Consider the following 20,960-nt stretch of genomic DNA (forward strand, 5'->3'; position numbering starts at 1 on the left):
ATGCGAGACCCGCTTCGACCGGGAATCGGACACGAAAGAGTCTGATAGAGTCGGAAACGCAAGACAGCAGGACAGCAAGACAAAGAAGTAAACGAAGGGAAGCGCCCGGAGGGCCCCGGTGAAACGGGACCGAAGGAAGCGTCCGTTCCTTGAGAACTCAACAGCGTGCCAAAAGTCAACGCCAGATATGTTGATACCCCGGCCTGCTTCGGCAGGTTGGTGGTTCCTTTGAAAGTCCTACGGGTCTACTTCGGTGGCCGGTAGGCAATTACACAGCGAGGACGCAGTGAACAACGGGTCTTATTCCGACCGGTTGTTCCGCTCTCGTGATGTGTGCACCCGATTACGGGTAAACATTCACGGAGAGTTTGATCCTGGCTCAGGACGAACGCTGGCGGCGTGCTTAACACATGCAAGTCGAACGATGAAGCCTTTCGGGGTGGATTAGTGGCGAACGGGTGAGTAACACGTGGGCAATCTGCCCTTCACTCTGGGACAAGCCCTGGAAACGGGGTCTAATACCGGATAACACTCTGTCCCGCATGGGACGGGGTTAAAAGCTCCGGCGGTGAAGGATGAGCCCGCGGCCTATCAGCTTGTTGGTGGGGTAATGGCCTACCAAGGCGACGACGGGTAGCCGGCCTGAGAGGGCGACCGGCCACACTGGGACTGAGACACGGCCCAGACTCCTACGGGAGGCAGCAGTGGGGAATATTGCACAATGGGCGAAAGCCTGATGCAGCGACGCCGCGTGAGGGATGACGGCCTTCGGGTTGTAAACCTCTTTCAGCAGGGAAGAAGCGAAAGTGACGGTACCTGCAGAAGAAGCGCCGGCTAACTACGTGCCAGCAGCCGCGGTAATACGTAGGGCGCAAGCGTTGTCCGGAATTATTGGGCGTAAAGAGCTCGTAGGCGGCTTGTCACGTCGGATGTGAAAGCCCGGGGCTTAACCCCGGGTCTGCATTCGATACGGGCTAGCTAGAGTGTGGTAGGGGAGATCGGAATTCCTGGTGTAGCGGTGAAATGCGCAGATATCAGGAGGAACACCGGTGGCGAAGGCGGATCTCTGGGCCATTACTGACGCTGAGGAGCGAAAGCGTGGGGAGCGAACAGGATTAGATACCCTGGTAGTCCACGCCGTAAACGTTGGGAACTAGGTGTTGGCGACATTCCACGTCGTCGGTGCCGCAGCTAACGCATTAAGTTCCCCGCCTGGGGAGTACGGCCGCAAGGCTAAAACTCAAAGGAATTGACGGGGGCCCGCACAAGCAGCGGAGCATGTGGCTTAATTCGACGCAACGCGAAGAACCTTACCAAGGCTTGACATATACCGGAAAGCATCAGAGATGGTGCCCCCCTTGTGGTCGGTATACAGGTGGTGCATGGCTGTCGTCAGCTCGTGTCGTGAGATGTTGGGTTAAGTCCCGCAACGAGCGCAACCCTTGTTCTGTGTTGCCAGCATGCCCTTCGGGGTGATGGGGACTCACAGGAGACTGCCGGGGTCAACTCGGAGGAAGGTGGGGACGACGTCAAGTCATCATGCCCCTTATGTCTTGGGCTGCACACGTGCTACAATGGCCGGTACAATGAGCTGCGATGCCGCGAGGCGGAGCGAATCTCAAAAAGCCGGTCTCAGTTCGGATTGGGGTCTGCAACTCGACCCCATGAAGTCGGAGTTGCTAGTAATCGCAGATCAGCATTGCTGCGGTGAATACGTTCCCGGGCCTTGTACACACCGCCCGTCACGTCACGAAAGTCGGTAACACCCGAAGCCGGTGGCCCAACCCCTTGTGGGAGGGAGCTGTCGAAGGTGGGACTGGCGATTGGGACGAAGTCGTAACAAGGTAGCCGTACCGGAAGGTGCGGCTGGATCACCTCCTTTCTAAGGAGCACTTCTTACCAGGCTTCGGTCTGGTCAGAGGCCAGTACACCGGCGAATGTTCGGTGCTGGTTGCTCATGGGTGGAACGTTGACTATTCGGCATGATGAGCACGGTTTCGTGAGTACTGCTTCGGCGTGGAAAACGGGAACGGGTTGATTGTGTCGGGCACGTTGTTGGGTGTCTGAGGGTACGGGCTCGTTTGAGTCTGTCCTTCGGTTGCCGGCCCCAGTGAACTCGCCTGTATGGGTGGGGTGATGGGTGGCTGGTCGTTGTTTGAGAACTGCACAGTGGACGCGAGCATCTGTGGCCAAGTTTTTAAGGGCGCACGGTGGATGCCTTGGCACCAGGAACCGATGAAGGACGTGGGAGGCCACGATAGTCCCCGGGGAGCTGTCAACCAAGCTTTGATCCGGGGGTTTCCGAATGGGGAAACCCGGCAGTCGTCATGGGCTGTCACCCGCTGCTGAACACATAGGCAGTGTGGAGGGAACGAGGGGAAGTGAAACATCTCAGTACCCTCAGGAAGAGAAAACAACCGTGATTCCGGGAGTAGTGGCGAGCGAAACTGGATGAGGCCAAACCGTATGCGTGTGATACCCGGCAGGGGTTGCGCATGCGGGGTTGTGGGATCTCTCTTTCATAGTCTGCCGGCTGTGAGACGAGTCAGAAACCGTTGATGTAGGCGAAGGACATGCGAAAGGTCCGGCGTAGAGGGTAAGACCCCCGTAGCTGAAACATCAACGGCTCGTTTGAGAGACACCCAAGTAGCACGGGGCCCGAGAAATCCCGTGTGAATCTGGCGGGACCACCCGCTAAGCCTAAATATTCCCTGGTGACCGATAGCGGATAGTACCGTGAGGGAATGGTGAAAAGTACCGCGGGAGCGGAGTGAAATAGTACCTGAAACCGTGTGCCTACAAGCCGTGGGAGCGTCGCTGTATGTGCTTGCACATGCAGTCGTGACTGCGTGCCTTTTGAAGAATGAGCCTGCGAGTTAGCGGTGTGTAGCGAGGTTAACCCGTGTGGGGAAGCCGTAGCGAAAGCGAGTCCGAATAGGGCGATTGAGTTGCACGCTCTAGACCCGAAGCGGAGTGATCTAGCCATGGGCAGGTTGAAGCGGAGGTAAGACTTCGTGGAGGACCGAACCCACCAGGGTTGAAAACCTGGGGGATGACCTGTGGTTAGGGGTGAAAGGCCAATCAAACTCCGTGATAGCTGGTTCTCCCCGAAATGCATTTAGGTGCAGCGTCGTGTGTTTCTTGCCGGAGGTAGAGCACTGGATAGGCGATGGGCCCTACCGGGTTACTGACCTTAGCCAAACTCCGAATGCCGGTAAGTGAGAGCGCGGCAGTGAGACTGTGGGGGATAAGCTCCATGGTCGAGAGGGAAACAGCCCAGAGCATCGACTAAGGCCCCTAAGCGTACGCTAAGTGGGAAAGGATGTGGAGTCGCAGAGACAACCAGGAGGTTGGCTTAGAAGCAGCCACCCTTGAAAGAGTGCGTAATAGCTCACTGGTCAAGTGATTCCGCGCCGACAATGTAGCGGGGCTCAAGCGTACCGCCGAAGTCGTGTCATTCATACACATAGGGCCAACGCCCGTATGGATGGGTAGGGGAGCGTCGTGTGCCGGGTGAAGCAGCCGCGGAAGCGAGTTGTGGACGGTTCACGAGTGAGAATGCAGGCATGAGTAGCGATACACACGTGAGAAACGTGTGCGCCGATTGACTAAGGGTTCCTGGGTCAAGCTGATCTGCCCAGGGTAAGTCGGGACCTAAGGCGAGGCCGACAGGCGTAGTCGATGGACAACCGGTTGATATTCCGGTACCCGCTTTGAAACGCCCAGTACTGAATCAGGCGATGCTAAGTCCGTGAAGCCGGCCCGATCTCTTCGGAGTTGAGGGTAGTGGTGGAGCCGATGAACCAGACTTGTAGTAGGTAAGCGATGGGGTGACGCAGGAAGGTAGTCCAGCCCGGGCGGTGGTTGTCCCGGGGTAAGGGTGTAGCCCGTGTGGTAGGTAAATCCGTCACACATATAAGGGTGAGACCTGATGCCGAGCCGATTGTGGTGAAGTGGATGATCCTATGCTGTCGAGAAAAGCCTCTAGCGAGTTTCATGGCGGCCCGTACCCTAAACCGACTCAGGTGGTCAGGTAGAGAATACCGAGGCGTTCGGGTGAACTATGGTTAAGGAACTCGGCAAAATGCCCCCGTAACTTCGGGAGAAGGGGGGCCATCACTGGTGATAGCACTTGCTGCTTGAGCTGGGGGTGGCCGCAGAGACCAGCGAGAAGCGACTGTTTACTAAAAACACAGGTCCGTGCGAAGCCGTAAGGCGATGTATACGGACTGACGCCTGCCCGGTGCTGGAACGTTAAGGGGACCGGTTAGCTGCCTTTCGGGGTGGCGAAGCTGAGAACTTAAGCGCCAGTAAACGGCGGTGGTAACTATAACCATCCTAAGGTAGCGAAATTCCTTGTCGGGTAAGTTCCGACCTGCACGAATGGCGTAACGACTTCTCGACTGTCTCAACCATAGGCCCGGTGAAATTGCACTACGAGTAAAGATGCTCGTTTCGCGCAGCAGGACGGAAAGACCCCGGGACCTTTACTATAGTTTGATATTGGTGTTCGGTTCGGCTTGTGTAGGATAGGTGGGAGACTTTGAAGCGGCCACGCCAGTGGTTGTGGAGTCGTCGTTGAAATACCACTCTGGTCGTGCTGGATGTCTAACCTGGGTCCGTGATCCGGATCAGGGACAGTGTCTGATGGGTAGTTTAACTGGGGCGGTTGCCTCCTAAAGAGTAACGGAGGCGCCCAAAGGTTCCCTCAGCCTGGTTGGCAATCAGGTGTTGAGTGTAAGTGCACAAGGGAGCTTGACTGTGAGACCGACGGGTCGAGCAGGGACGAAAGTCGGGACTAGTGATCCGGCAGTGGCTTGTGGAAGCGCTGTCGCTCAACGGATAAAAGGTACCCCGGGGATAACAGGCTGATCTTCCCCAAGAGTCCATATCGACGGGATGGTTTGGCACCTCGATGTCGGCTCGTCGCATCCTGGGGCTGGAGTCGGTCCCAAGGGTTGGGCTGTTCGCCCATTAAAGCGGTACGCGAGCTGGGTTTAGAACGTCGTGAGACAGTTCGGTCCCTATCCGCTGCGCGCGCAGGAATATTGAGAAGGGCTGTCCCTAGTACGAGAGGACCGGGACGGACGAACCTCTGGTGTGCCAGTTGTCCTGCCAAGGGCATGGCTGGTTGGCTACGTTCGGAAAGGATAACCGCTGAAAGCATCTAAGCGGGAAGCCTGCTTCGAGATGAGTATTCCCACCCTCTTGAAGGGTTAAGGCTCCCAGTAGACGACTGGGTTGATAGGCCAGATGTGGAAGCCCGGCAACGGGTGGAGCTGACTGGTACTAATAGGCCGAGGGCTTGTCCTCAGTTGCTCGCGTCCACTGTGTTAGTTCTGAAATAACGAACAGCCGTGTTTTCATCCGGTGTTGGTTAATTTCATAGTGTTTCGGTGGTCATTGCGTTAGGGAAACGCCCGGTTACATTCCGAACCCGGAAGCTAAGCCTTTCAGCGCCGATGGTACTGCAGGGGGGACCCTGTGGGAGAGTAGGACGCCGCCGAACAATTTTTCCGGGAAAGCCCCGTGCCTTGTGGCACGGGGCTTTTCTGCGTTCTGAACGTCTAGGGTCGAACCATGCGCTACGAACTGGTCATCTTCGACAACGATGGTGTGCTCGTCGACAGTGAGCCGCTCGCCAACACCGTCCTCTCCGGCTACCTCACCGAGCTCGGTCACCCCACCTCGTACGACGAGTCGCTCCGTGACTACATGGGGTCCGCCGTGCACCGGGTCCACGATCTCGTCCAGGAGCGGACCGGGCAGAAGCTGCCCGAGGACTTCGACTCCACGCTCAACACCCGTACGTTCGCCGCTTTCCAGCGCGAGCTCGTGGCCGTCGACGGGGCCGAAGAGCTGCTCGGGAAGCTCGTCGCGGACGGGGTGGACTACTGCGTCGCCTCTTCCGGGAGCCACGAGCGGATCCGGGTCGGGCACCGCAGGACGGGCATCGACCAGTGGTTCGAGGAGGAGTGGATCTTCAGTTCGGAGGATGTCGGGCGGGGCAAGCCGGCGCCGGACCTGTTCCTGTACGCCGCCGAGCGGATGGGGGTCGCTCCGGAGAGGTGCGTCGTCATCGAGGACAGCCCGCTCGGGGTCGAGGCGGCCCGCGCCGCGGGGATGGACGTCTACGGGTTCACGTCGATGATGCCCGCGGACCGGCTCACCGGAGTGACCGGACACTTCTCCGATATGGCTCAGCTCCCCGAACTGCTCGCCTGATCCGTCTACCCCTGCCTGGAGCCCGGGCCCGGGTGGGGATGCCCGGGTTCACGATGCTCGGGTTCGGGCTCGGCGTGATCGTGCCGGGGACCTTCGCGGCGGCCGGGCGGATGGTCCCGGGGAACAGCGACGCGGCCGTGGCCCGGTCGAGCATCTTCAACTATGCGGGGTTTCTGGTCGGTTCGCCGCTCGTGGGCGCTCTGAGGGATGCGTGGAGTTATCGCGGTGCCATGCTCGTACCGATGGGTCTGGTGCCGGCGACGCTCGTGTATGCCCGCGCGTTCGGGCCGGAGCCCGCCCGATACGGTGGCGGGCATGAGCGGCCGCACACAGCTGATGTGGGATGACGCAGTTACGGGATACGACTTCGGGGAGACGCACCCCATGGACCCGGTCCGGCTGGCCCTGACGATGGGGCTGGTGCGGGCGTTCGGGCTCGACGGGGCGGTGGATCTGCGGTCCGCGAAGCCCGTGGGGGACTCCACCCTGCGGCTCGTGCACCGGCAGGACTACGTGGCGGCGGTGCGTGCCGCCTCCGCGGATCCGCGGGCGGCCGACCAGGACTACGGGCTCGGGACCGTGGACGATCCGGCGTTCGCCGGGATGCACGAGGCGTCCGCGCTGATCGCGGGGCTTTCGGTGGGCGCCGCCGAGGCCGTGTGGCGGGGTGAGTGCGAGCACGCGGTGAACTTCACCGGAGGGCTGCACCACGCCATGCCGGGATCGGCCGCCGGGTTCTGCGTCTACAACGACCCCGCCCTCGCCATCGCCCGGCTGCTGGAGCTGGGTGCCGAGCGGATCGCGTACGTCGATGTGGACGTCCACCACGGGGACGGGGTGCAGGCCGCGTTCTGGGAGGATCCGCGCGTCCTGACGATCTCGCTGCACGAGCACCCGAGGACCCTCTTTCCGCAGACCGGGTGGCCGGAGGAGACCGGGTCCGGGGCGGGGGAGGGCTCCGCGGTCAACGTGGCGCTGCCGGCCGGGACCGGGGACGCGGGATGGCTGCGGGCGTTCCACGCGGTGGTGCCCGAGCTCTTGGCCGACTTCCGGCCCCAGGTGCTCGTCACCCAGCACGGGGCCGACACGCACTTCGAGGACCCGCTGGCCCACCTCGCGGTCTCCCTGGACGCGCAGCGGTCGGTCATGGAGTCCTGCCACGAGCTGGCCCACCGGTACGCGGAAGGTGGGCGCTGGGTGGCGCTCGGCGGCGGCGGGTACGCGGTGGTGGACGTGGTGCCCCGGTCGTGGACGCATCTCGTCGGGATCGCGGCGCACGCCCCCGTCGACCCGGAGTCGGTGGTGCCGCCGTCCTGGCGGGATCTCGTCTACGCCCGTACGCGGCAGTTGGGGCCGGGCCGGATGACCGACGGGCGTACGCCGTCGTGGAAGGCCTGGGAGGACGGGTACGACCCGGCGGACCGGCTGGACCAGGCGGTGCTGGCGTCCCGGAAGGCGGCGTTCCCGCTGCGGGGGCTGCTGACCTGAGGTCCGGGCGGCGCGGGGCATTGTGCCGTGCGTTACGCCAACGGTGGGGCGTAACGGGATTCCCGCCCGCCGGGTCGCGCGGTACGGCAGCATCCCTGGGGTGTTGAGCACCGGGGCGCTGCGCGCCCATCTGCTGGCGGCCCGGCTGGCCGGGCCCGTGGCCACCCCGCGCGAGACCAGTCTGCGCAGCTACCGGCTGTTCGCCGCGCGGGATCCGCGGGTGATGCTGGGGCTCGCGCCCGAGCGGGCCTGGGGCGAGGGCGAGCTGTTGCGGCTGATGGCGGACCGGTGCGGGGTCTCGGCGGATCCCACGCATGTGAGCGGTCCCGACGCGATCGATCCGGAGCGGACGGTGGCCGCGCTGGACGCGTTCGCCGAGCGGTTGGCGCTGGTGGCGGAGCGTCGGGCTCCGGTGCTGCTGGGGACCGGTCATCCGCACCGGCTGCTCGGTTTCTACGCCGGACTGGCAGACGCTCTGTCGGCGGCGGGCTGTCCTGTTCTCACCCCCGCGCAGGGGAGATGTGTCGACATAACGACCCGGTTCGGCGTACGCGCGTACAGCATCGACTACGTACGGGGTGTCGCCCTGGTGCGCGAACCGGGGGGGCGGCCCACGGGGGGTGAGACCGGCGCGCACACGCATTCACCGCTTCCGGTGCGGCTCGCGCTCCAGGACGCGGCGGAGCGGCTCGGGGTGCTGCCGGAGTTGGTGATCGGGGATCACGGCTGGGTCTGCGGTGCAGGTCAGCTGGGGATCGAGGCGATCGGGCCGGCGGACACGGATGATCCGGCGCTGTTCGTGGGGGAGGCCGAGGGGCGGGTGTCCGTCGTCGTTCCGCTCGACGACGGCGTACGGGCCCCGTTCTACCGGCCGTTGACGCGCTATGTGCTCGATCGGGCCCGTCTGTCACCGTAGGCCGGCGGCTGTCTCTCCTCTTCCCCACTCGCACCACGCGCCCCTAATCTGTGGAGTGAGCGCACAGCGACGAAGAGTCACCGGAGGGGAAGCCGGTGCGCGTCCGGTGCGGAAGGTACAGGTGGGTCATGGCTGCTGGCAGCGAGAGGCCTCTCAACGAGGTCAAGTTTCTGACCGTGGCGGAAGTCGCGTCGGTCATGCGAGTGTCGAAGATGACCGTGTACCGCTTGGTGCACAGTGGTCATCTGCCGGCGATCCGGGTGGGCAGGTCCTTCCGGGTACCGGAGCAAGCGGTTCACACGTATCTCCGCGAGTCCTTCGTGGGGGTGGAATCAGCCTGAGGTTGCCTGCGGATTACGTCCCTCGGACGGTGGCGGGTAGGCTAGGCCGACGTAGGTCGTGTGGGCCCAGACGCCCCGCACCAGTGAAAATGAAGTGAGCGAGGGTAGTCGTGGGCTCTGTTATCAAGAAGCGGCGCAAGCGGATGGCCAAGAAGAAGCACCGCAAGCTGCTCAAGCGCACGCGCGTTCAGCGTCGCAACAAGAAGTAAGCGAACGCAGTTCGTGAGATCCGCAGCCCCTCCGCCCTTCCGGCGGAGGGGCTGCGGTGCGTTTCGGAGCACGGGGGCGTCACAGGGCGGCGTCCACCCGCTACGGTGACGGCCAGGGAAGTTACCGCGGGAAGCAGGGGAGCCGGGTCTTGGGCAAGGTCGTGCTCGTCACAGGAGCGGCCCGGCAGCTGGGGGGCCGCTTCGTCCGGCGCGTCCAGGGCGAGCCCGGGGTGGACCGGGTGATCGCCGTCGACGCGGTCGCGCCCGACCATGGGCTGGGCGACGCGGAGTTCGTGCGCGCGGACATCCGGCAGTCCGCCCTGGCGCGGATCCTGGCCGAGCACGCCGTCGACACGGTCGTGCACCTGGACGTCTCCGGCAAGGCGCTCGGCGCCGGCGGCCGGACGGCGATCAAGGAGACCAACGTCATCGGCACCATGCAGCTGCTCGGCGCCTGCCAGAAGTCCCCGACGGTGCGGCGGCTCGTGGTGAAGTCCAGTACGAGCGTGTACGGGTCGGCGTCCCGCGATCCCGCCGTGTTCACCGAGACCACGCCGCCCAAGTCGCTGCCCAGCGGCGGCTTCGCGAAGGACGCGGTGGAGGTCGAGGGGTATGTCCGGGGCTTCGCCCGCCGTCGGCCGGACGTGGCGGTGTGCGTGCTGCGGTTCGCCAACATCCTGGGGCCCCGGCCGGACTCGCCGCTCGCGGACTATCTGTCGCTGCCCGTTCTGCCGACCGTCTTCGGCTACGACCCCCGGCTCCAGTTCGTGCACGAGGACGATGTGATCGACGTCCTGGGGATCGCGGCGAGCGAGCCCCGGCGCGGGACGCTGAACAGCGGCACGTTCAACATCGCCGGCGCCGGGGTGCTGCTGCTGTCCCAGTGCTCGCGGCGGCTGGGGAAGCCGACGGTGCCGGTGCTGCTGCCCGCCGTCACGTGGGTCGGCGCGGCGCTCCGTACGATCGGCATGACCGACTTCTCGCCGGAACAGATCCGGCTGCTGACTCATGGCAGGGTGGTCTCGACGGTGCAGATGCGCGAGACCCTCGGTTTCCGGCCGAGGTTCACCACGGCGGAGACGTTCGCGGAGTTCGCGCGGAGCCGGGGTCCGGGGCTGCTGCCCCCGGAGACGGTGGGCAGGGCGGTGGACCGGCTGGCGGGGTTGCCGCTCCCGGGCGGCGCCGGGCCGCGGGAGCGCGGGGCCGGTGCGGTACAGACGAATCACGGCGCCAGGTAGAGGAGCGCACCGACGATGGCGGACGCCAAGGTCATTCCGTTCGACGACGACCGTTCGCGGTCCGGTGGCGCGTCGCGTCCGACGCGGCGCCGGACCGGGGCGGGCGGTCCCGGCAGCGGTCGGGGCGACGGTTCCGCGGCTCCGGTGAGCGCGCTGCCGGGGGCGCAGGTCCCCGAGCCCTCCGGGCTGCCCCCGGAGGCGGGGGAGGGGGGCCGGGAGCCGCGGGACGCGGTGGACGGTTCCTCCGGCGGCTGGGAGCGGCGGATCGCGGGCGGGCTCGCGTTCCTGCGGCGGCGGGTCACCGGTGATTACGACGTCGACGAGTTCGGTTACGACGAGGAGCTCACCGACCAGGTCCTGATGTCGGTGCTGCGGCCGCTGGCCGACAAGTACTTCCGGGTCGAGGTGAAGGGCATCGAGAACATTCCGTCGGACGGCGGGGCGCTCATCGTGGCCAACCACTCCGGGACGCTGCCGCTGGACGGGCTGATGCTCCAGGTCGCGGTGCACGACAACCATCCGGCGGACCGTCATCTGCGGCTGCTCGCGGCCGATCTGGTCTTCCATCTGCCGGTCGTCAACGAGTTGGCGCGCAAGGCGGGGCACACGCTGGCGTGTGCGGAGGACGCGCAGCGGCTGCTGGAGATGGGCGAGATCGTCGGGGTGATGCCGGAGGGGTTCAAGGGCATCGGCAAGCCGTTCGGCGAGCGGTACAAGCTGCAGCGCTTCGGCCGGGGCGGGTTCGTGTCGACGGCGCTGCGGGCGGGGGCGCCGATCGTGCCGTGTTCGATCGTGGGCGCGGAGGAGATCTACCCGATGATCGGGAACGCGAAGACGCTGGCCCGGCTGCTGGGCATCCCGTACTTCCCGATCACGCCGACGTTCCCGTGGCTGGGGCCGTTGGGTGCGCTGCCGCTGCCGACGAAGTGGACGATCCAGTTCGGTGAGCCGATTCCGACGGACGGGTATCCACCGGAGGCGGCGGAGGACCCGATGCTGATGTTCAACCTGACGGACCAGGTGCGTGAGCAGATCCAGCACACGCTGTACAAGCTGTTGGTGCAGCGGCGGTCGGTGTTCTTCTGACCTGGTTCTTCTGACCTGCTGAGCAGGCCGGGACGGGAAGGGGGCCGGTACGCGATCCGCGTACCGGCCCCCTTCTTTCGTGTGCGCGGGGCTCTTCGTGCTGCGGCGTTCTACGGCTTGAGGTTCTCGCCGTCGATGCCGAGGCCGGGGAGGAGCCCCGGGAGGAGCGGGGGCAGGGTGACGTCCGGGGCGGCGGGCGCGCTGGGCCGGCCTTCGGGGGAGGGCCGGGTGAGGCCGTCCGTCGGGAGTTCGTCCAGCAGGCCGTCCGTACCGCCGTCCAGCAGGCCGTCCTCCGGGGTGGCGTCGGCGGAGTCCGGCGGGCCGGAGGGCTCGGGGGTGGGTCCGCCGTCGGTGCGGTCCCCGGGCTTCTCGGGGGCGGCGGGGGGTGCGGGGGCGTCGGTCCGGGGCGAACCGGTGTCCGGGGTGGTGGCGTCGGAGCGTCCGGTGCCCTTGTCCGGGCCCGGGGGGCGGGGGAGGAGGGACTGGAGCGGTGCGACTTCGTCCTCCATGGCGTCGAAGACGGAGCTGACCTCGTCGCGGACGTCGGTGAGCTGGACGGGCAGCCGGTCGCGGAGGCTGCTCCAGGCGTCGCGGTGCGAGCGGGAGAAGGTGTCCAGGGTCTGGATCGGGCCGATCGCTCCGTCGCGCTGGTAGGCGGAGTGGAGCAGTCGGTGGCCCTCGGAGGCGTCGTGGGACATGCCGTTGAGCGCGCGTCTGACGGCGCCGAGGGATTCGTGGTCGAGGGCGCCGGACCGGCCGCGCTCCATGAGTCTGCGGGCCTCGCTGAGCCGGGTGGAGGCCTGGTCGAGGTAGGCCTCGCCGCGGTCGGCGTCGCCCTTGGCCATGCCGAGGCTGATGTCCTCCATCCCGCGTTTGAGTCCGTAGAGCGAATCACCGGGGAGGGCGTCGGAGCTGGCGGCGGCCACGCCGCCGAACGCTCCCGCGGCCACGCCGACGGTGAGCCCGCCGGCAGTGAGCCCCTTCGCCCAGCGTGAGCGGGGTCGCAGTTTCCGCAGTGGTGAGGCCCGGTGGGCCCCCTTGCCCCGTTGCACGGGCACCGTAGGGCCCGTGGACGCGCCGCCCTCGGCGAACATGGTCTCCATGGCCGCGACGAGCTGGGCTCGCTGCACCATTTTGACCTCGGGGTCCAACTGCGGCTTCGGTAGCTCACCGAGGCCGTTCGCCAGGGCCAACAGCGGTTCGCGGTCGGCCTGGTCGGCCGGTTCCGCGGGCTGTACGGCCGCCGCACCCTGGGGGGTCTGGTCTTCCAGGGCCTGGGCGAAGGCGTTCGCCCGCCGGTGTGCCGAAACGTTTGCGATCACTGGCGGCACCTCCTCTCGTCATGACGGTCGACTCCCCTGGCGGTCCGGAAGGTTGCGCACCTTGAGCGTTTCCACTCGATGGAGTGAGTGGCTACGGACAGGGGGCGACGACAGGGGGCCTGCAACCGGCACAACGAGGCGCTCGGCACTTGGGTTACGCACGAAAGATGATCGGACCAGTGCGTGACGGGACGGTCACGCAGAGGTCGGATCAGCGGGCGTCGTCCGGCAGGAGTCGGGCGAGCGTCCGTACGGCTCGGTACTGGAGGGTCTTGATCGCGCCCTCGTTCTTGCCCATCACCCGGGCGGTCTCCGCGACCGAGAGGCCTTGGAGGAACCGCAGGGTCACGCACTCCTGCTGCTGGGGGTTGAGTCGCCGCACTGCCTGGAGCAGGGCGGCGTTGGAGAGGGACTCCAGGACGGAGTCCTCGGGGCTGCGCGCCACCTCGTTGGCGTCGAGCATTTCGCCGGTGGTCACTTCCAGTCGGAAGCGACTGGATTTGAAGTGGTCGGCGACCAGGTTGCGAGCGATCGTGACCAGCCAGGCGCCGAAGTCGCGGCCCTGCCAGGTGAACGTGGAGATGCGGCGCAGCGCGCGGAGGAAGGTCTCGCTGGTGAGGTCCTCCGCGGTCGCCTTGCCGCCCACGCGGTAGTAGATGTACCGGTACACGGTGTCGCTGTACTGGTCGTACAGGCGGCCGAAGGCATCCGCCTCACCGGCCTGCGCGCGTTCGACGAGATCCATCATGCGCGCGCTGTCGCTGTCGGCGGTGGGACGGCGGACGGTCGACGTGGCCGAGGCGGCGCGGGTGCCGCGTCTTCCGACCGCCGCACTGCGTTCGGCCAGGGCGTAGCAAGGGCCGGCAGGTGCAGGGGTGGCAAATGCGGGGACGGCGTACGCGGTGGGGACGAAGCCGCGCAAGCGGTCAATGACCGATGCACGCAGCGTAGCCAGGCCCGAGGCGTCAACCCCGACGTGTGGGTACACGGGACTCCCAGAGGCAGAGCTTCCATCACGAGCAGTTCGAAAATCGTCACTCGTGGTAGCGAGTGGCGGGTTCCGTGATGCGTCTGAGGAGAATAACGCTTCGTGCAGGCAGCGCTACACCCAGTTGTCTAAATCACCGGTTCCGTCGCTTCTGTTATCGCTAAGTGACGTATCGAGTAGCACATGGTGACCGTTTGTTGATCGAATTACTTCGTGATCTGTCTACGGGGGCGACGGGTTGTGGCCGGGCGTCGGCGATCCGGCTGGCCGGAGGGGGCGTCGCCCGCGTCGGCGGACGGACTCGCGATCGGGCGCCCGGCTCCGGGCGTGGCTGCGCCCCGTGACCGTTCGTGGTGGGCGGGCACGGGGCGCGGAGGGGCGGCGGGGGTGCGGCCGCGGGTCAGCGGCGGCGGCGGTGCAGGGCGACGGCGGCGACGGTGCCCCCCGCCAGCGCGCCGACCCCGGCGGCGGCCGGGATGCCGACCTTGGCCGCTTTGCGGCCGGTGCGGTAGTCGCGCAGCCGCCAGTCGCGGGCGCGGGCGTACCTGCGGAGTTTGGTGTCCGGGTTGATCGCGTAGGGGTGGCCGACCAGCGAGAGCATCGGGATGTCGTTGTGCGAGTCGCTGTAGGCGGCGCAGCGTTCCAGGTCCAGGCCCTCCGCGGCGGCCAGCGCGCGGACGGCCTCGGCCTTGGCGGGGCCGTGCAGGGGTTCGCCGACCAGGCGGCCGGTGTAGACGCCGTCGACCGATTCGGCGACGGTGCCGAGCGCGCCGGTCAGGCCGAGGCGGCGGGCGATGATGGTGGCGGTCTCCACGGGGGCGGCGGTGACGAGCCAGACCTTCTGTCCGGCGTCCAGGTGGGCCTGGGCCAGGGCCCGGGTGCCGGGCCAGATGCGGTCGGCCATGTACTCGTCGTAGATCTCCTCGCCGATCGACGTCAGCTCGGAGACGCGGTGGCCCTTGACGATGGACAGGGCGCTGTCGCGGGCGTCCTGCATGTGTTCGGGGTCCTCGACGCCGGCCAGCCGGAACCAGGCCTGCTGCCAGGCGAACCGGGTGAGCTCGCGGCGTTCGAAGAACTTCCTCTTGTACAGGCCGCGGCCGAAGTGGAAGATCGCGGCGCCCTGCATGACGGTGTTGTCGAGGTCGAAGAAGGCGGCGGCGCGGACGTCCCCGGCGACGGGGAACGCGGGCTCCTCGGGAGGTGTCGCGTCCGCTGCTTCCGGGGCCTTGGTCAGGAGGGCGGACTCGTCGTCGGCGGCCGAGGTCCTGCGTGCGGCCTCGGCGGCGGCCTCGCCTGCCAGGACGCTCCGTGCGGTAGCGGAACGCCTACGGGGTGTGAGCCATCCAAGAGCGGCCATGCCGTGAGCATAGCCAGTCCGTCCGCACCTGCCGGACCTGCCGCGATGCGTGGGCGTGAACGCTGCGGGTCGGAATGGTGAATCGGGTGATTCCGGGCGGTCCGGGGTGGTGGTGCGCGGGTGCGGAAAGTGGGCGTAGCGGGCTCGGGAAGTGGGCGGGGCGGGCGCAGAATGTAGGCATGAGTGCTCTGCTGCGACGTAAGAGGAAGAAGCCCGCCGAGCGGGTGGTCACGCTCGTGGGGAAGCCCGGGTGTCATCTGTGCGAGGACGCGCGGGCGGTGGTGAGCGCGGTCTGCGAGGAGACCGGTGCGTCGTGGGTGGAGAAGGACATCACCGAGGACGAGGAGCTGTACAAGGAGTACTGGGAGCAGATTCCGGTGGTGCTGATCGATGACGAACAGCACACGTTCTGGCGCGTGGATCCGGCGAGGCTGCGCAAGGCGCTGGGTGCGGACGCGAAACCCGGTTAACATTGCGGGCGTTTTGGGTGGCCTCGGGGGCTTGGTTGTGAGGAGTGTGAACCGCTTTGCCCCCTTCGAGGCGGCAACGGGCCGATGCGGCCCCTGGTTCCGGGATCGCGCGGGGAATGCGCGTGACCCCGGTCACTTTGACCGGACAAAACGGACACAATCTTTGTGCACGCGTTCACAAAGACATAGCCTGCATTCGACGGGGCGGTCCTGGGACATACGGCCGCCTGCAGCCCCGCTCATCCCGCAGGAGCACCGTGGCAACTGGCCGAACTCACCGACCGGCGACCCGTAGCCGAGGAATTCCCGAGGCCACCGTCGCCCGACTTCCGTTGTATCTGCGCGCCCTGACCGCGCTCTCCGAGCGATCGGTCCCCACGGTCTCCTCCGAGGAGCTGGCCACGGCGGCCGGGGTCAACTCGGCGAAGCTGCGCAAGGACTTCAGCTACCTGGGGTCCTACGGCACCCGCGGTGTCGGGTACGACGTCGAGTATCTCGTCTACCAGATCTCGCGCGAGCTCGGGCTCACCCAGGACTGGCCGGTCGCCATCGTCGGCATCGGCAACCTCGGCGCGGCCCTCGCCAACTACGGCGGCTTCGCCTCCCGCGGCTTCCGGGTCGCGGCGCTGATCGACGCGGACCCCGCCATGGCCGGTACGCCGGTGGCCGGGATCGCCGTCCAGCACACGGACGACCTGGACCGGATCATCAGCGACAACGGTGTGTCCATCGGCGTGATCACCACCCCGCCCGGCGCGGCCCAGCAGGTCTGCGACCGGCTCGTCGCCGCCGGTGTGACCTCCATCCTGAACTTCGCGCCGACCGTGCTGTCGGTGCCCGAGGGCGTCGACGTACGCAAGGTCGACCTCTCCATCGAGCTCCAGATCCTCGCGTTCCACGAGCAGCGCAAGGCCGGCGAGGACTCCGCCGCCGAGGACGAGGGCGCGCCCCCGATGCGCGCCACGCCCGCGAGCCGGAAGGGACCTGACGGGGACATGCCCGCCGTGATGCCGGCATGAGCCTCCTCGTCGTCGGACTGAGCCACCGCAGCGCCCCCGTCTCCGTACTGGAGAGGGCCTCCCTCGCTGTCGAGACCCAGGCCAAGCTGCTCCAGGACACCCTCGCCGCGGAACCCGCGACCGAGGCGGCCGTGCTGGCCACCTGCAACCGCATCGAGCTCTACGCCGACGTGGACAAGTTCCACGCGGGCGTCGCCGAGCTGTCCACCCTGCTCGCCCAGCACAGCGGCGTCGGCCTCGAAGAGCTCACCCCGTACCTCTATGTGCACTACGAGGACCGGGCCGTCCACCACCTCTTCTCCGTGGCCTGCGGTCTCGACTCGATGGTCGTCGGCGAGGGGCAGATCCTCGGCCAGATCAAGGACGCGCTCGCGCGCGGCCAGGAGCTGCACACCGCCGGACGGCTGCTGAACGACCTCTTCCAGCAGGCCCTGCGGGTCGGCAAGCGCGCCCACAGCGAGACCGGGATCGACCGGGCCGGGCAGTCGCTCGTCACCTTCGGGCTCCAGCAGCTCGCCGCCGGGGCCGACCCCGAGGGCTGGGCCGCCGGCAAGCGCGCCCTGGTCATCGGCGCCGGATCCATGTCCTCGCTGGCCGCCGCGACCCTCGCCCGCACCGGCGTCGCCGACATCGTGGTCGCCAACCGGACCCGCTCCCGCGCGGACCGCCTGGTGGAGATCCTCCAGCAGGGCGACGACACGGCGGTGCGCGCCCGGGCCGTCGAGATGTCCGCGGTCGGTGACGAACTGACACGTGCCGACATCGTCGTCTCCTGCACCGGTTCCACCGGCCTCGTGCTCACAGCCGACGCCCTCGCCGACGCGCTGGGCGTGACCCTGGACGCCGTGCCCGAGCGGCCGACGGGCACCGTCACCCCGGCCCCGGCCGACGTCGACCAGCACGCCGCCTGGGTGGAGAACGGCTCCGCCGCCTCCGCCGCGGGGGCCGGCCGGGCGACCGCGCTGCGCCGCGTCACCCTGCCCGCACAGTCGACCGGCCCGGTCCGCCTCGCCCTGCTCGACCTCGCCATGCCGCGGGACATCGACGGCGCCGCCCACCGCATCGACGGTGTGCGCCTCGTCGACATCGAGTCGCTCGCCGAGGCGTCGGCCGACGCCCCGATGGCCGCCGACGTGGACCGGGTCCGCACCATCGTCTCCGACGAGGTGGCCGCCTTCGGCGCCGCCCAGCGCGCCGCGCACGTCGCCCCGACCGTGGTCGCCCTGCGCACCATGGCCGCCGGCGTGGTCGCCGGCGAGATCGCCCGGCTGGACGGCCGCCTTCCCGACCTGGACGAGAAGCAGCGCGCCGAGATCACCCAGACCGTGCGCCGCGTCGTCGACAAACTCCTGCACGCGCCCACCGTGCGGGTCAAGCAGCTCGCCAGCGAGCCCGGCGGCGCCGGGTACGCGGACGCGCTGCGAGAACTCTTCGACCTCGACCCGCAGACGGTGGCCGCCGTCTCCCGGGCAGACCTGAACGACCCGAATAGAGGGCGGTCATGACCGACAACTCATCCCCGGGCGCGCGGAACCCCGCGCCGCTCCGGCTGGGAACCCGGCGCAGCAAGCTCGCCATGGCCCAGTCCGGACTCGTCGCCGAGGCGGTTCGCGAGGTGACCGGGCGCGCCGTCGAGCTCGTCGAGATCACCACGTACGGGGACACCTCCCGCGAGCACCTGGCGCAGATCGGCGGCACCGGCGTGTTCGTCGCGGCCCTGCGCGAGGCGCTGCTGCGGGGCGAGGTGGACTTCGCCGTCCACTCACTCAAGGACCTGCCGACCAGCCAGCCCGACGACCTCGTGCTGGCGGCCGTGCCGCAGCGCGAGGACCCGCGCGACGCGATGGTCGCCCGGGACGGGCTGACCTTCGCGCAGCTGCCCGACGGCGCCCGCATCGGCACCGGTTCGCCGCGCCGCATGGCGCAGCTCAACGCGTACGCCCGTTCCCACGGACTGCGGATCGAGACCGTCCCCATCCGGGGCAACGTCGACACGCGGATCGGGTTCGTGCGCGACGGGGAGCTCGACGCGGTGGTTCTCGCCGCCGCCGGGCTCAGCCGTCTCGGCCGGAGCGGTGAGGTGACCGAGTTCCTGCCGGTCGACACCGTCCTGCCCGCTCCCGGCCAGGGAGCACTGGCGATCGAGTGCGCCGCGTCCAGCGCCGACCTCGCCGCCGCGCTCGCCGAGCTCGACGACCCGTACACCCGGGTCGCCGTGACCGCCGAGCGTGCCCTGCTCGCCGCCCTGGAGGCCGGCTGCTCCGCACCTGTGGGTGCGCTGGCCGACCTCCTGGTCGACGGACAGGTTGTCAACGAACTGCGCCTGCGCGGAGTCGTCGGTACCACCGACGGTTCCTCGCTCGTACAGCTGTCCACCACCGGTCCCGTCCCCACGTCGCACGACGACGCGGCGGCCCTCGGTCGCGAACTCGCGGCCGAGATGCTCGCCAAGGGTGCGGCCGGTCTTATGGGGGAGCGAGCACTTTGAGCCCCACCGGCCCCGCCGCATCCGACTTTCCGGCCCTGTCCGCCCAAGGGCAGGTCACCTTCCTCGGCGCCGGTCCCGGCGACCCGGGACTGCTGACCCTGCGCGCCGTCGAGGCGCTCGCGAGCGCGGACGTCCTTGTCGCCGAGCCCGAGGTGCTCGACGTCGTCCGCAGCCATGCGCGGGCAGGCGTGAGCACGCCTGAGCTGACCGTCGTTGACACCTCGTCAACAACCGTCGGTGTACCCGTTCTCAGGGATGCGGCCAATCTTGTCATGGAGGCCGCGAAGGGCGGCAGGCGGGTGGTCCGTGCTGTCTCGGGCGACCCGGGCCTGGACGGGAACGCGGGGGCGGAAATGCTCGCCTGCGCCGCCGCCGGGGTGCCCTTCGAGGTCGTCCCGGGCGTGGCGAACGCCGTCGGCGTCTCCGCGTACGCCGGGGTGCCGCTGCGTGACGCGCAGGGTGCGGACGTCCGCTTCGTCGACGCCCGTACCGCCTCCGACCGGTGCTGGAGCGAGGTCGGCGCGAGCGACGCGACCGCCGTCGTCTCCACCACGCTGGACTCGGTGGCCGCCGCCGCCGGTGAGCTGGTCTCCGCGGGCCGCAAGCCCGACACCCCGCTCACCGTGACGATCGCGGGCACCACCACCCGCCAGCGCACCTGGACCGCGACTCTCGGGACGATCGCCCAGGTCCTCAAGCAGGCCAAGGTGCTGCCCTCGCCCGAGGGCCACCGGCCGGTCATAGCCGTGGTCGGAGAGCGCAGCTCCGCCGCCCAGCGCGACCAGCTCGCGTGGTTCGAGTCGAAGCCGATGTTCGGCTGGAAGGTGCTCGTCCCGCGTACGAAGGAGCAGGCCGCGTCGCTCTCCGACCAGCTGCGTTCCTACGGTGCGGTGCCGCACGAGGTCCCGACGATCGCCGTCGAGCCGCCGCGTACGCCCCAGCAGATGGAGCGCGCGGTCAAGGGCCTGGTCACCGGGCGCTACGAGTGGATCGCCTTCACCAGCGTCAACGCCGTCAAGGCGGTCCGGGAGAAGTTCGAGGAGTACGGGCTCGACGCCCGTGCCTTCGCCGGCATCAAGGTCGCCGCCGTCGGCGAGCAGACCGCCGCCGCCCTGATCGACTTCGGCGTGAAGCCGGACCTGGTGCCGTCCGGCGAGCAGTCCGCCGCCGGGCTGCTGGAGGACTGGCCGCCCTACGACCCGGTCTTCGACCCGATCGACCGGGTGTTCCTGCCGCGCGCCGACATCGCCACCGAGACCCTGGTGGCCGGGCTCATCGAGCTGGGCTGGGAGGTCGACGACGTCACCGCGTACCGCACGGTCCGCGCGTCGCCGCCGCCGGCCGACACCCGTGAGGCGATCAAGGGCGGCGGCTTCGACGCGGTCCTGTTCACCTCGTCCTCGACGGTGCGCAACCTGGTCGGCATCGCGGGCAAGCCGCACAACGTGACGGTGATCGCGTGTATCGGCCCCGCCACCGCGAAGACCGCCGAGGAGCACGGCCTGCGGGTCGACGTGCTGTCGCCGGAGCCGTCGGTGCACAAGCTCGCCGAGGCGCTCGCCGCCTTCGGCGCGCAGCGCCGGGACGCGGCGAAGGAGGCCGGCGATCCGGTGACCCGGCCGAGCGAGCGCCGCCCGGGTGCGCGCAGGCGTCGGACGACGACGTAGTAGCAGTACGGGGGTAGGTGGGCCCGGTCGCTTCGGCGGCCGGGCCCGCCGTCTTTTCCGGGGCCGGCCGCGGGGGCTGTTCGCGGGCCTTTCCCGGCGCGGGTGTCGGTAAGACCTGACTGCGTACGGGTCTATCGTCGAAG

Annotated in this window: 15 protein-coding genes, 3 rRNA genes and 1 pseudogene; 16 read left to right on the plus strand and 3 right to left on the minus strand. The window is 67.8% G+C overall.

All coding sequences use genetic code 11. The features are described 5' to 3' along the window. Positions 1-356: 356 nt before the first annotated feature. From AC3CH1_RS08310 to AC3CH1_RS08360, 11 genes and pseudogenes are all read left to right on the plus strand, one after another. Positions 357-1,882: ribosomal RNA gene (locus tag AC3CH1_RS08310) — 16S ribosomal RNA — on the plus strand. Positions 1,883-2,187: 305 nt separating this feature from the next. Beyond that, positions 2,188-5,313 (plus strand): 23S ribosomal RNA (locus AC3CH1_RS08315). A 79-nt stretch (positions 5,314-5,392) separates the two neighbouring features. Further along, positions 5,393-5,509: ribosomal RNA gene (rrf, locus tag AC3CH1_RS08320) — 5S ribosomal RNA — on the plus strand. Together the 16S, 23S and 5S rRNA genes form the textbook arrangement of a ribosomal RNA operon. A 71-nt stretch (positions 5,510-5,580) precedes the next feature. Beyond that, the gene (locus AC3CH1_RS08325; protein WP_488462322.1) at positions 5,581-6,225 is read left to right on the plus strand and encodes an HAD family hydrolase; all 645 of its coding nucleotides are present in this window, start codon (positions 5,581-5,583) and stop codon (positions 6,223-6,225) included. A 26-nt stretch (positions 6,226-6,251) separates the two neighbouring features. Further along, positions 6,252-6,572: pseudogene (locus AC3CH1_RS08330) on the plus strand (MFS transporter); the annotation flags it as partial. Beyond that, on the plus strand, positions 6,541-7,713 hold the full coding sequence (locus AC3CH1_RS08335) for an acetoin utilization protein AcuC (RefSeq protein ID WP_488462323.1): 1,173 nt from the start codon (positions 6,541-6,543) through the stop codon (positions 7,711-7,713). The pseudogene AC3CH1_RS08330 and the gene AC3CH1_RS08335, both read left to right, overlap by 32 nt. A gap of 100 nt (positions 7,714-7,813) precedes the next feature. Continuing rightward, positions 7,814-8,629, plus strand: coding sequence for a phosphatase (locus tag AC3CH1_RS08340; protein WP_488462324.1), 816 nt, complete (start codon positions 7,814-7,816; stop codon positions 8,627-8,629). A 128-nt stretch (positions 8,630-8,757) separates the two neighbouring features. Next, the gene (locus AC3CH1_RS08345; protein WP_215111323.1) at positions 8,758-8,970 is read left to right on the plus strand and encodes a helix-turn-helix domain-containing protein; all 213 of its coding nucleotides are present in this window, start codon (positions 8,758-8,760) and stop codon (positions 8,968-8,970) included. 110 nt (positions 8,971-9,080) lie between these two features. Then, positions 9,081-9,179 carry a 30S ribosomal protein bS22 gene (locus tag AC3CH1_RS08350; RefSeq protein ID WP_003948845.1) on the plus strand — a complete coding sequence of 33 codons (99 nt, stop codon included), beginning with the start codon at positions 9,081-9,083 and terminating at the stop codon, positions 9,177-9,179. 149 nt (positions 9,180-9,328) lie between these two features. After that, complete coding sequence (locus tag AC3CH1_RS08355; RefSeq protein ID WP_488462325.1) at positions 9,329-10,417, plus strand: NAD-dependent epimerase/dehydratase family protein; 1,089 nt, start codon at positions 9,329-9,331, stop codon at positions 10,415-10,417. Positions 10,418-10,432: 15 nt separating this feature from the next. Further along, complete coding sequence (locus AC3CH1_RS08360) at positions 10,433-11,503, plus strand: lysophospholipid acyltransferase family protein (RefSeq protein ID WP_488462326.1); 1,071 nt, start codon at positions 10,433-10,435, stop codon at positions 11,501-11,503. 110 nt (positions 11,504-11,613) lie between these two features. Here the strand turns inward: AC3CH1_RS08360 and AC3CH1_RS08365 are convergent, their stop codons facing one another. From AC3CH1_RS08365 to AC3CH1_RS08375, 3 genes are all read right to left on the minus strand, one after another. Then, positions 11,614-12,825 carry a DUF5667 domain-containing protein gene (locus AC3CH1_RS08365; protein ID WP_488462327.1) on the minus strand — a complete coding sequence of 404 codons (1,212 nt, stop codon included), beginning with the start codon at positions 12,823-12,825 and terminating at the stop codon, positions 11,614-11,616. Between the two features lie 211 nt (positions 12,826-13,036). Continuing rightward, a complete protein-coding gene (locus tag AC3CH1_RS08370; RefSeq protein ID WP_026291152.1) occupies positions 13,037-13,813 on the minus strand; it encodes an ECF subfamily RNA polymerase sigma factor, BldN family in 777 nt (258 codons plus the stop codon). Positions 13,814-14,213: 400 nt separating this feature from the next. After that, positions 14,214-15,173 (minus strand): HAD family hydrolase, encoded by a 960-nt coding sequence (locus tag AC3CH1_RS08375; RefSeq protein WP_488462328.1) that lies wholly within the window; start codon positions 15,171-15,173, stop codon positions 14,214-14,216. A gap of 179 nt (positions 15,174-15,352) precedes the next feature. Here AC3CH1_RS08375 and AC3CH1_RS08380 point away from each other — a divergent pair, with 179 nt between their 5' ends. From AC3CH1_RS08380 to AC3CH1_RS08400, 5 genes are all read left to right on the plus strand, one after another. After that, on the plus strand, positions 15,353-15,643 hold the full coding sequence (locus tag AC3CH1_RS08380; RefSeq protein WP_018961576.1) for a glutaredoxin family protein: 291 nt from the start codon (positions 15,353-15,355) through the stop codon (positions 15,641-15,643). A gap of 257 nt (positions 15,644-15,900) precedes the next feature. Further along, positions 15,901-16,662, plus strand: a complete 762-nt coding sequence (locus tag AC3CH1_RS08385) for a redox-sensing transcriptional repressor Rex (RefSeq protein ID WP_003968336.1) — start codon at positions 15,901-15,903, stop codon at positions 16,660-16,662. Beyond that, the gene (locus AC3CH1_RS08390) at positions 16,659-18,167 is read left to right on the plus strand and encodes a glutamyl-tRNA reductase (RefSeq protein WP_488462329.1); all 1,509 of its coding nucleotides are present in this window, start codon (positions 16,659-16,661) and stop codon (positions 18,165-18,167) included. The genes AC3CH1_RS08385 and AC3CH1_RS08390 overlap by 4 nt, the downstream gene beginning before the upstream one ends. Beyond that, on the plus strand, positions 18,164-19,150 hold the full coding sequence (gene hemC / locus AC3CH1_RS08395; RefSeq protein WP_488462330.1) for a hydroxymethylbilane synthase: 987 nt from the start codon (positions 18,164-18,166) through the stop codon (positions 19,148-19,150). The genes AC3CH1_RS08390 and hemC overlap by 4 nt, the downstream gene beginning before the upstream one ends. Beyond that, the gene (locus tag AC3CH1_RS08400) at positions 19,147-20,817 is read left to right on the plus strand and encodes a bifunctional uroporphyrinogen-III C-methyltransferase/uroporphyrinogen-III synthase (RefSeq protein WP_488462331.1); all 1,671 of its coding nucleotides are present in this window, start codon (positions 19,147-19,149) and stop codon (positions 20,815-20,817) included. The genes hemC and AC3CH1_RS08400 overlap by 4 nt, the downstream gene beginning before the upstream one ends. Positions 20,818-20,960: the final 143 nt, after the last annotated feature.

The sequence above is a fragment of the Streptomyces sp. MGP-P1 genome (assembly GCF_057766565.1).

Bases quoted from the DNA above. Each gene is read 5' to 3' on its own strand.
- AC3CH1_RS08380 (WP_018961576.1), top strand. From the start codon at position 15,353: ATGAGTGCTCTGCTGCGACGTAAGAGGAAGAAGCCCGCCGAGCGGGTG.
- hemC (WP_488462330.1), top strand. From the start codon at position 18,164: ATGACCGACAACTCATCCCCGGGCGCGCGGAACCCCGCGCCGCTCCGG.
- AC3CH1_RS08390 (WP_488462329.1), top strand. From the start codon at position 16,659: ATGAGCCTCCTCGTCGTCGGACTGAGCCACCGCAGCGCCCCCGTCTCC.
- AC3CH1_RS08345 (WP_215111323.1), top strand. From the start codon at position 8,758: ATGGCTGCTGGCAGCGAGAGGCCTCTCAACGAGGTCAAGTTTCTGACC.
- AC3CH1_RS08325 (WP_488462322.1), top strand. From the start codon at position 5,581: ATGCGCTACGAACTGGTCATCTTCGACAACGATGGTGTGCTCGTCGAC.
- AC3CH1_RS08335 (WP_488462323.1), top strand. From the start codon at position 6,541: ATGAGCGGCCGCACACAGCTGATGTGGGATGACGCAGTTACGGGATAC.
- AC3CH1_RS08375 (WP_488462328.1), bottom strand. From the start codon at position 15,173: ATGGCCGCTCTTGGATGGCTCACACCCCGTAGGCGTTCCGCTACCGCA.
- AC3CH1_RS08360 (WP_488462326.1), top strand. From the start codon at position 10,433: ATGGCGGACGCCAAGGTCATTCCGTTCGACGACGACCGTTCGCGGTCC.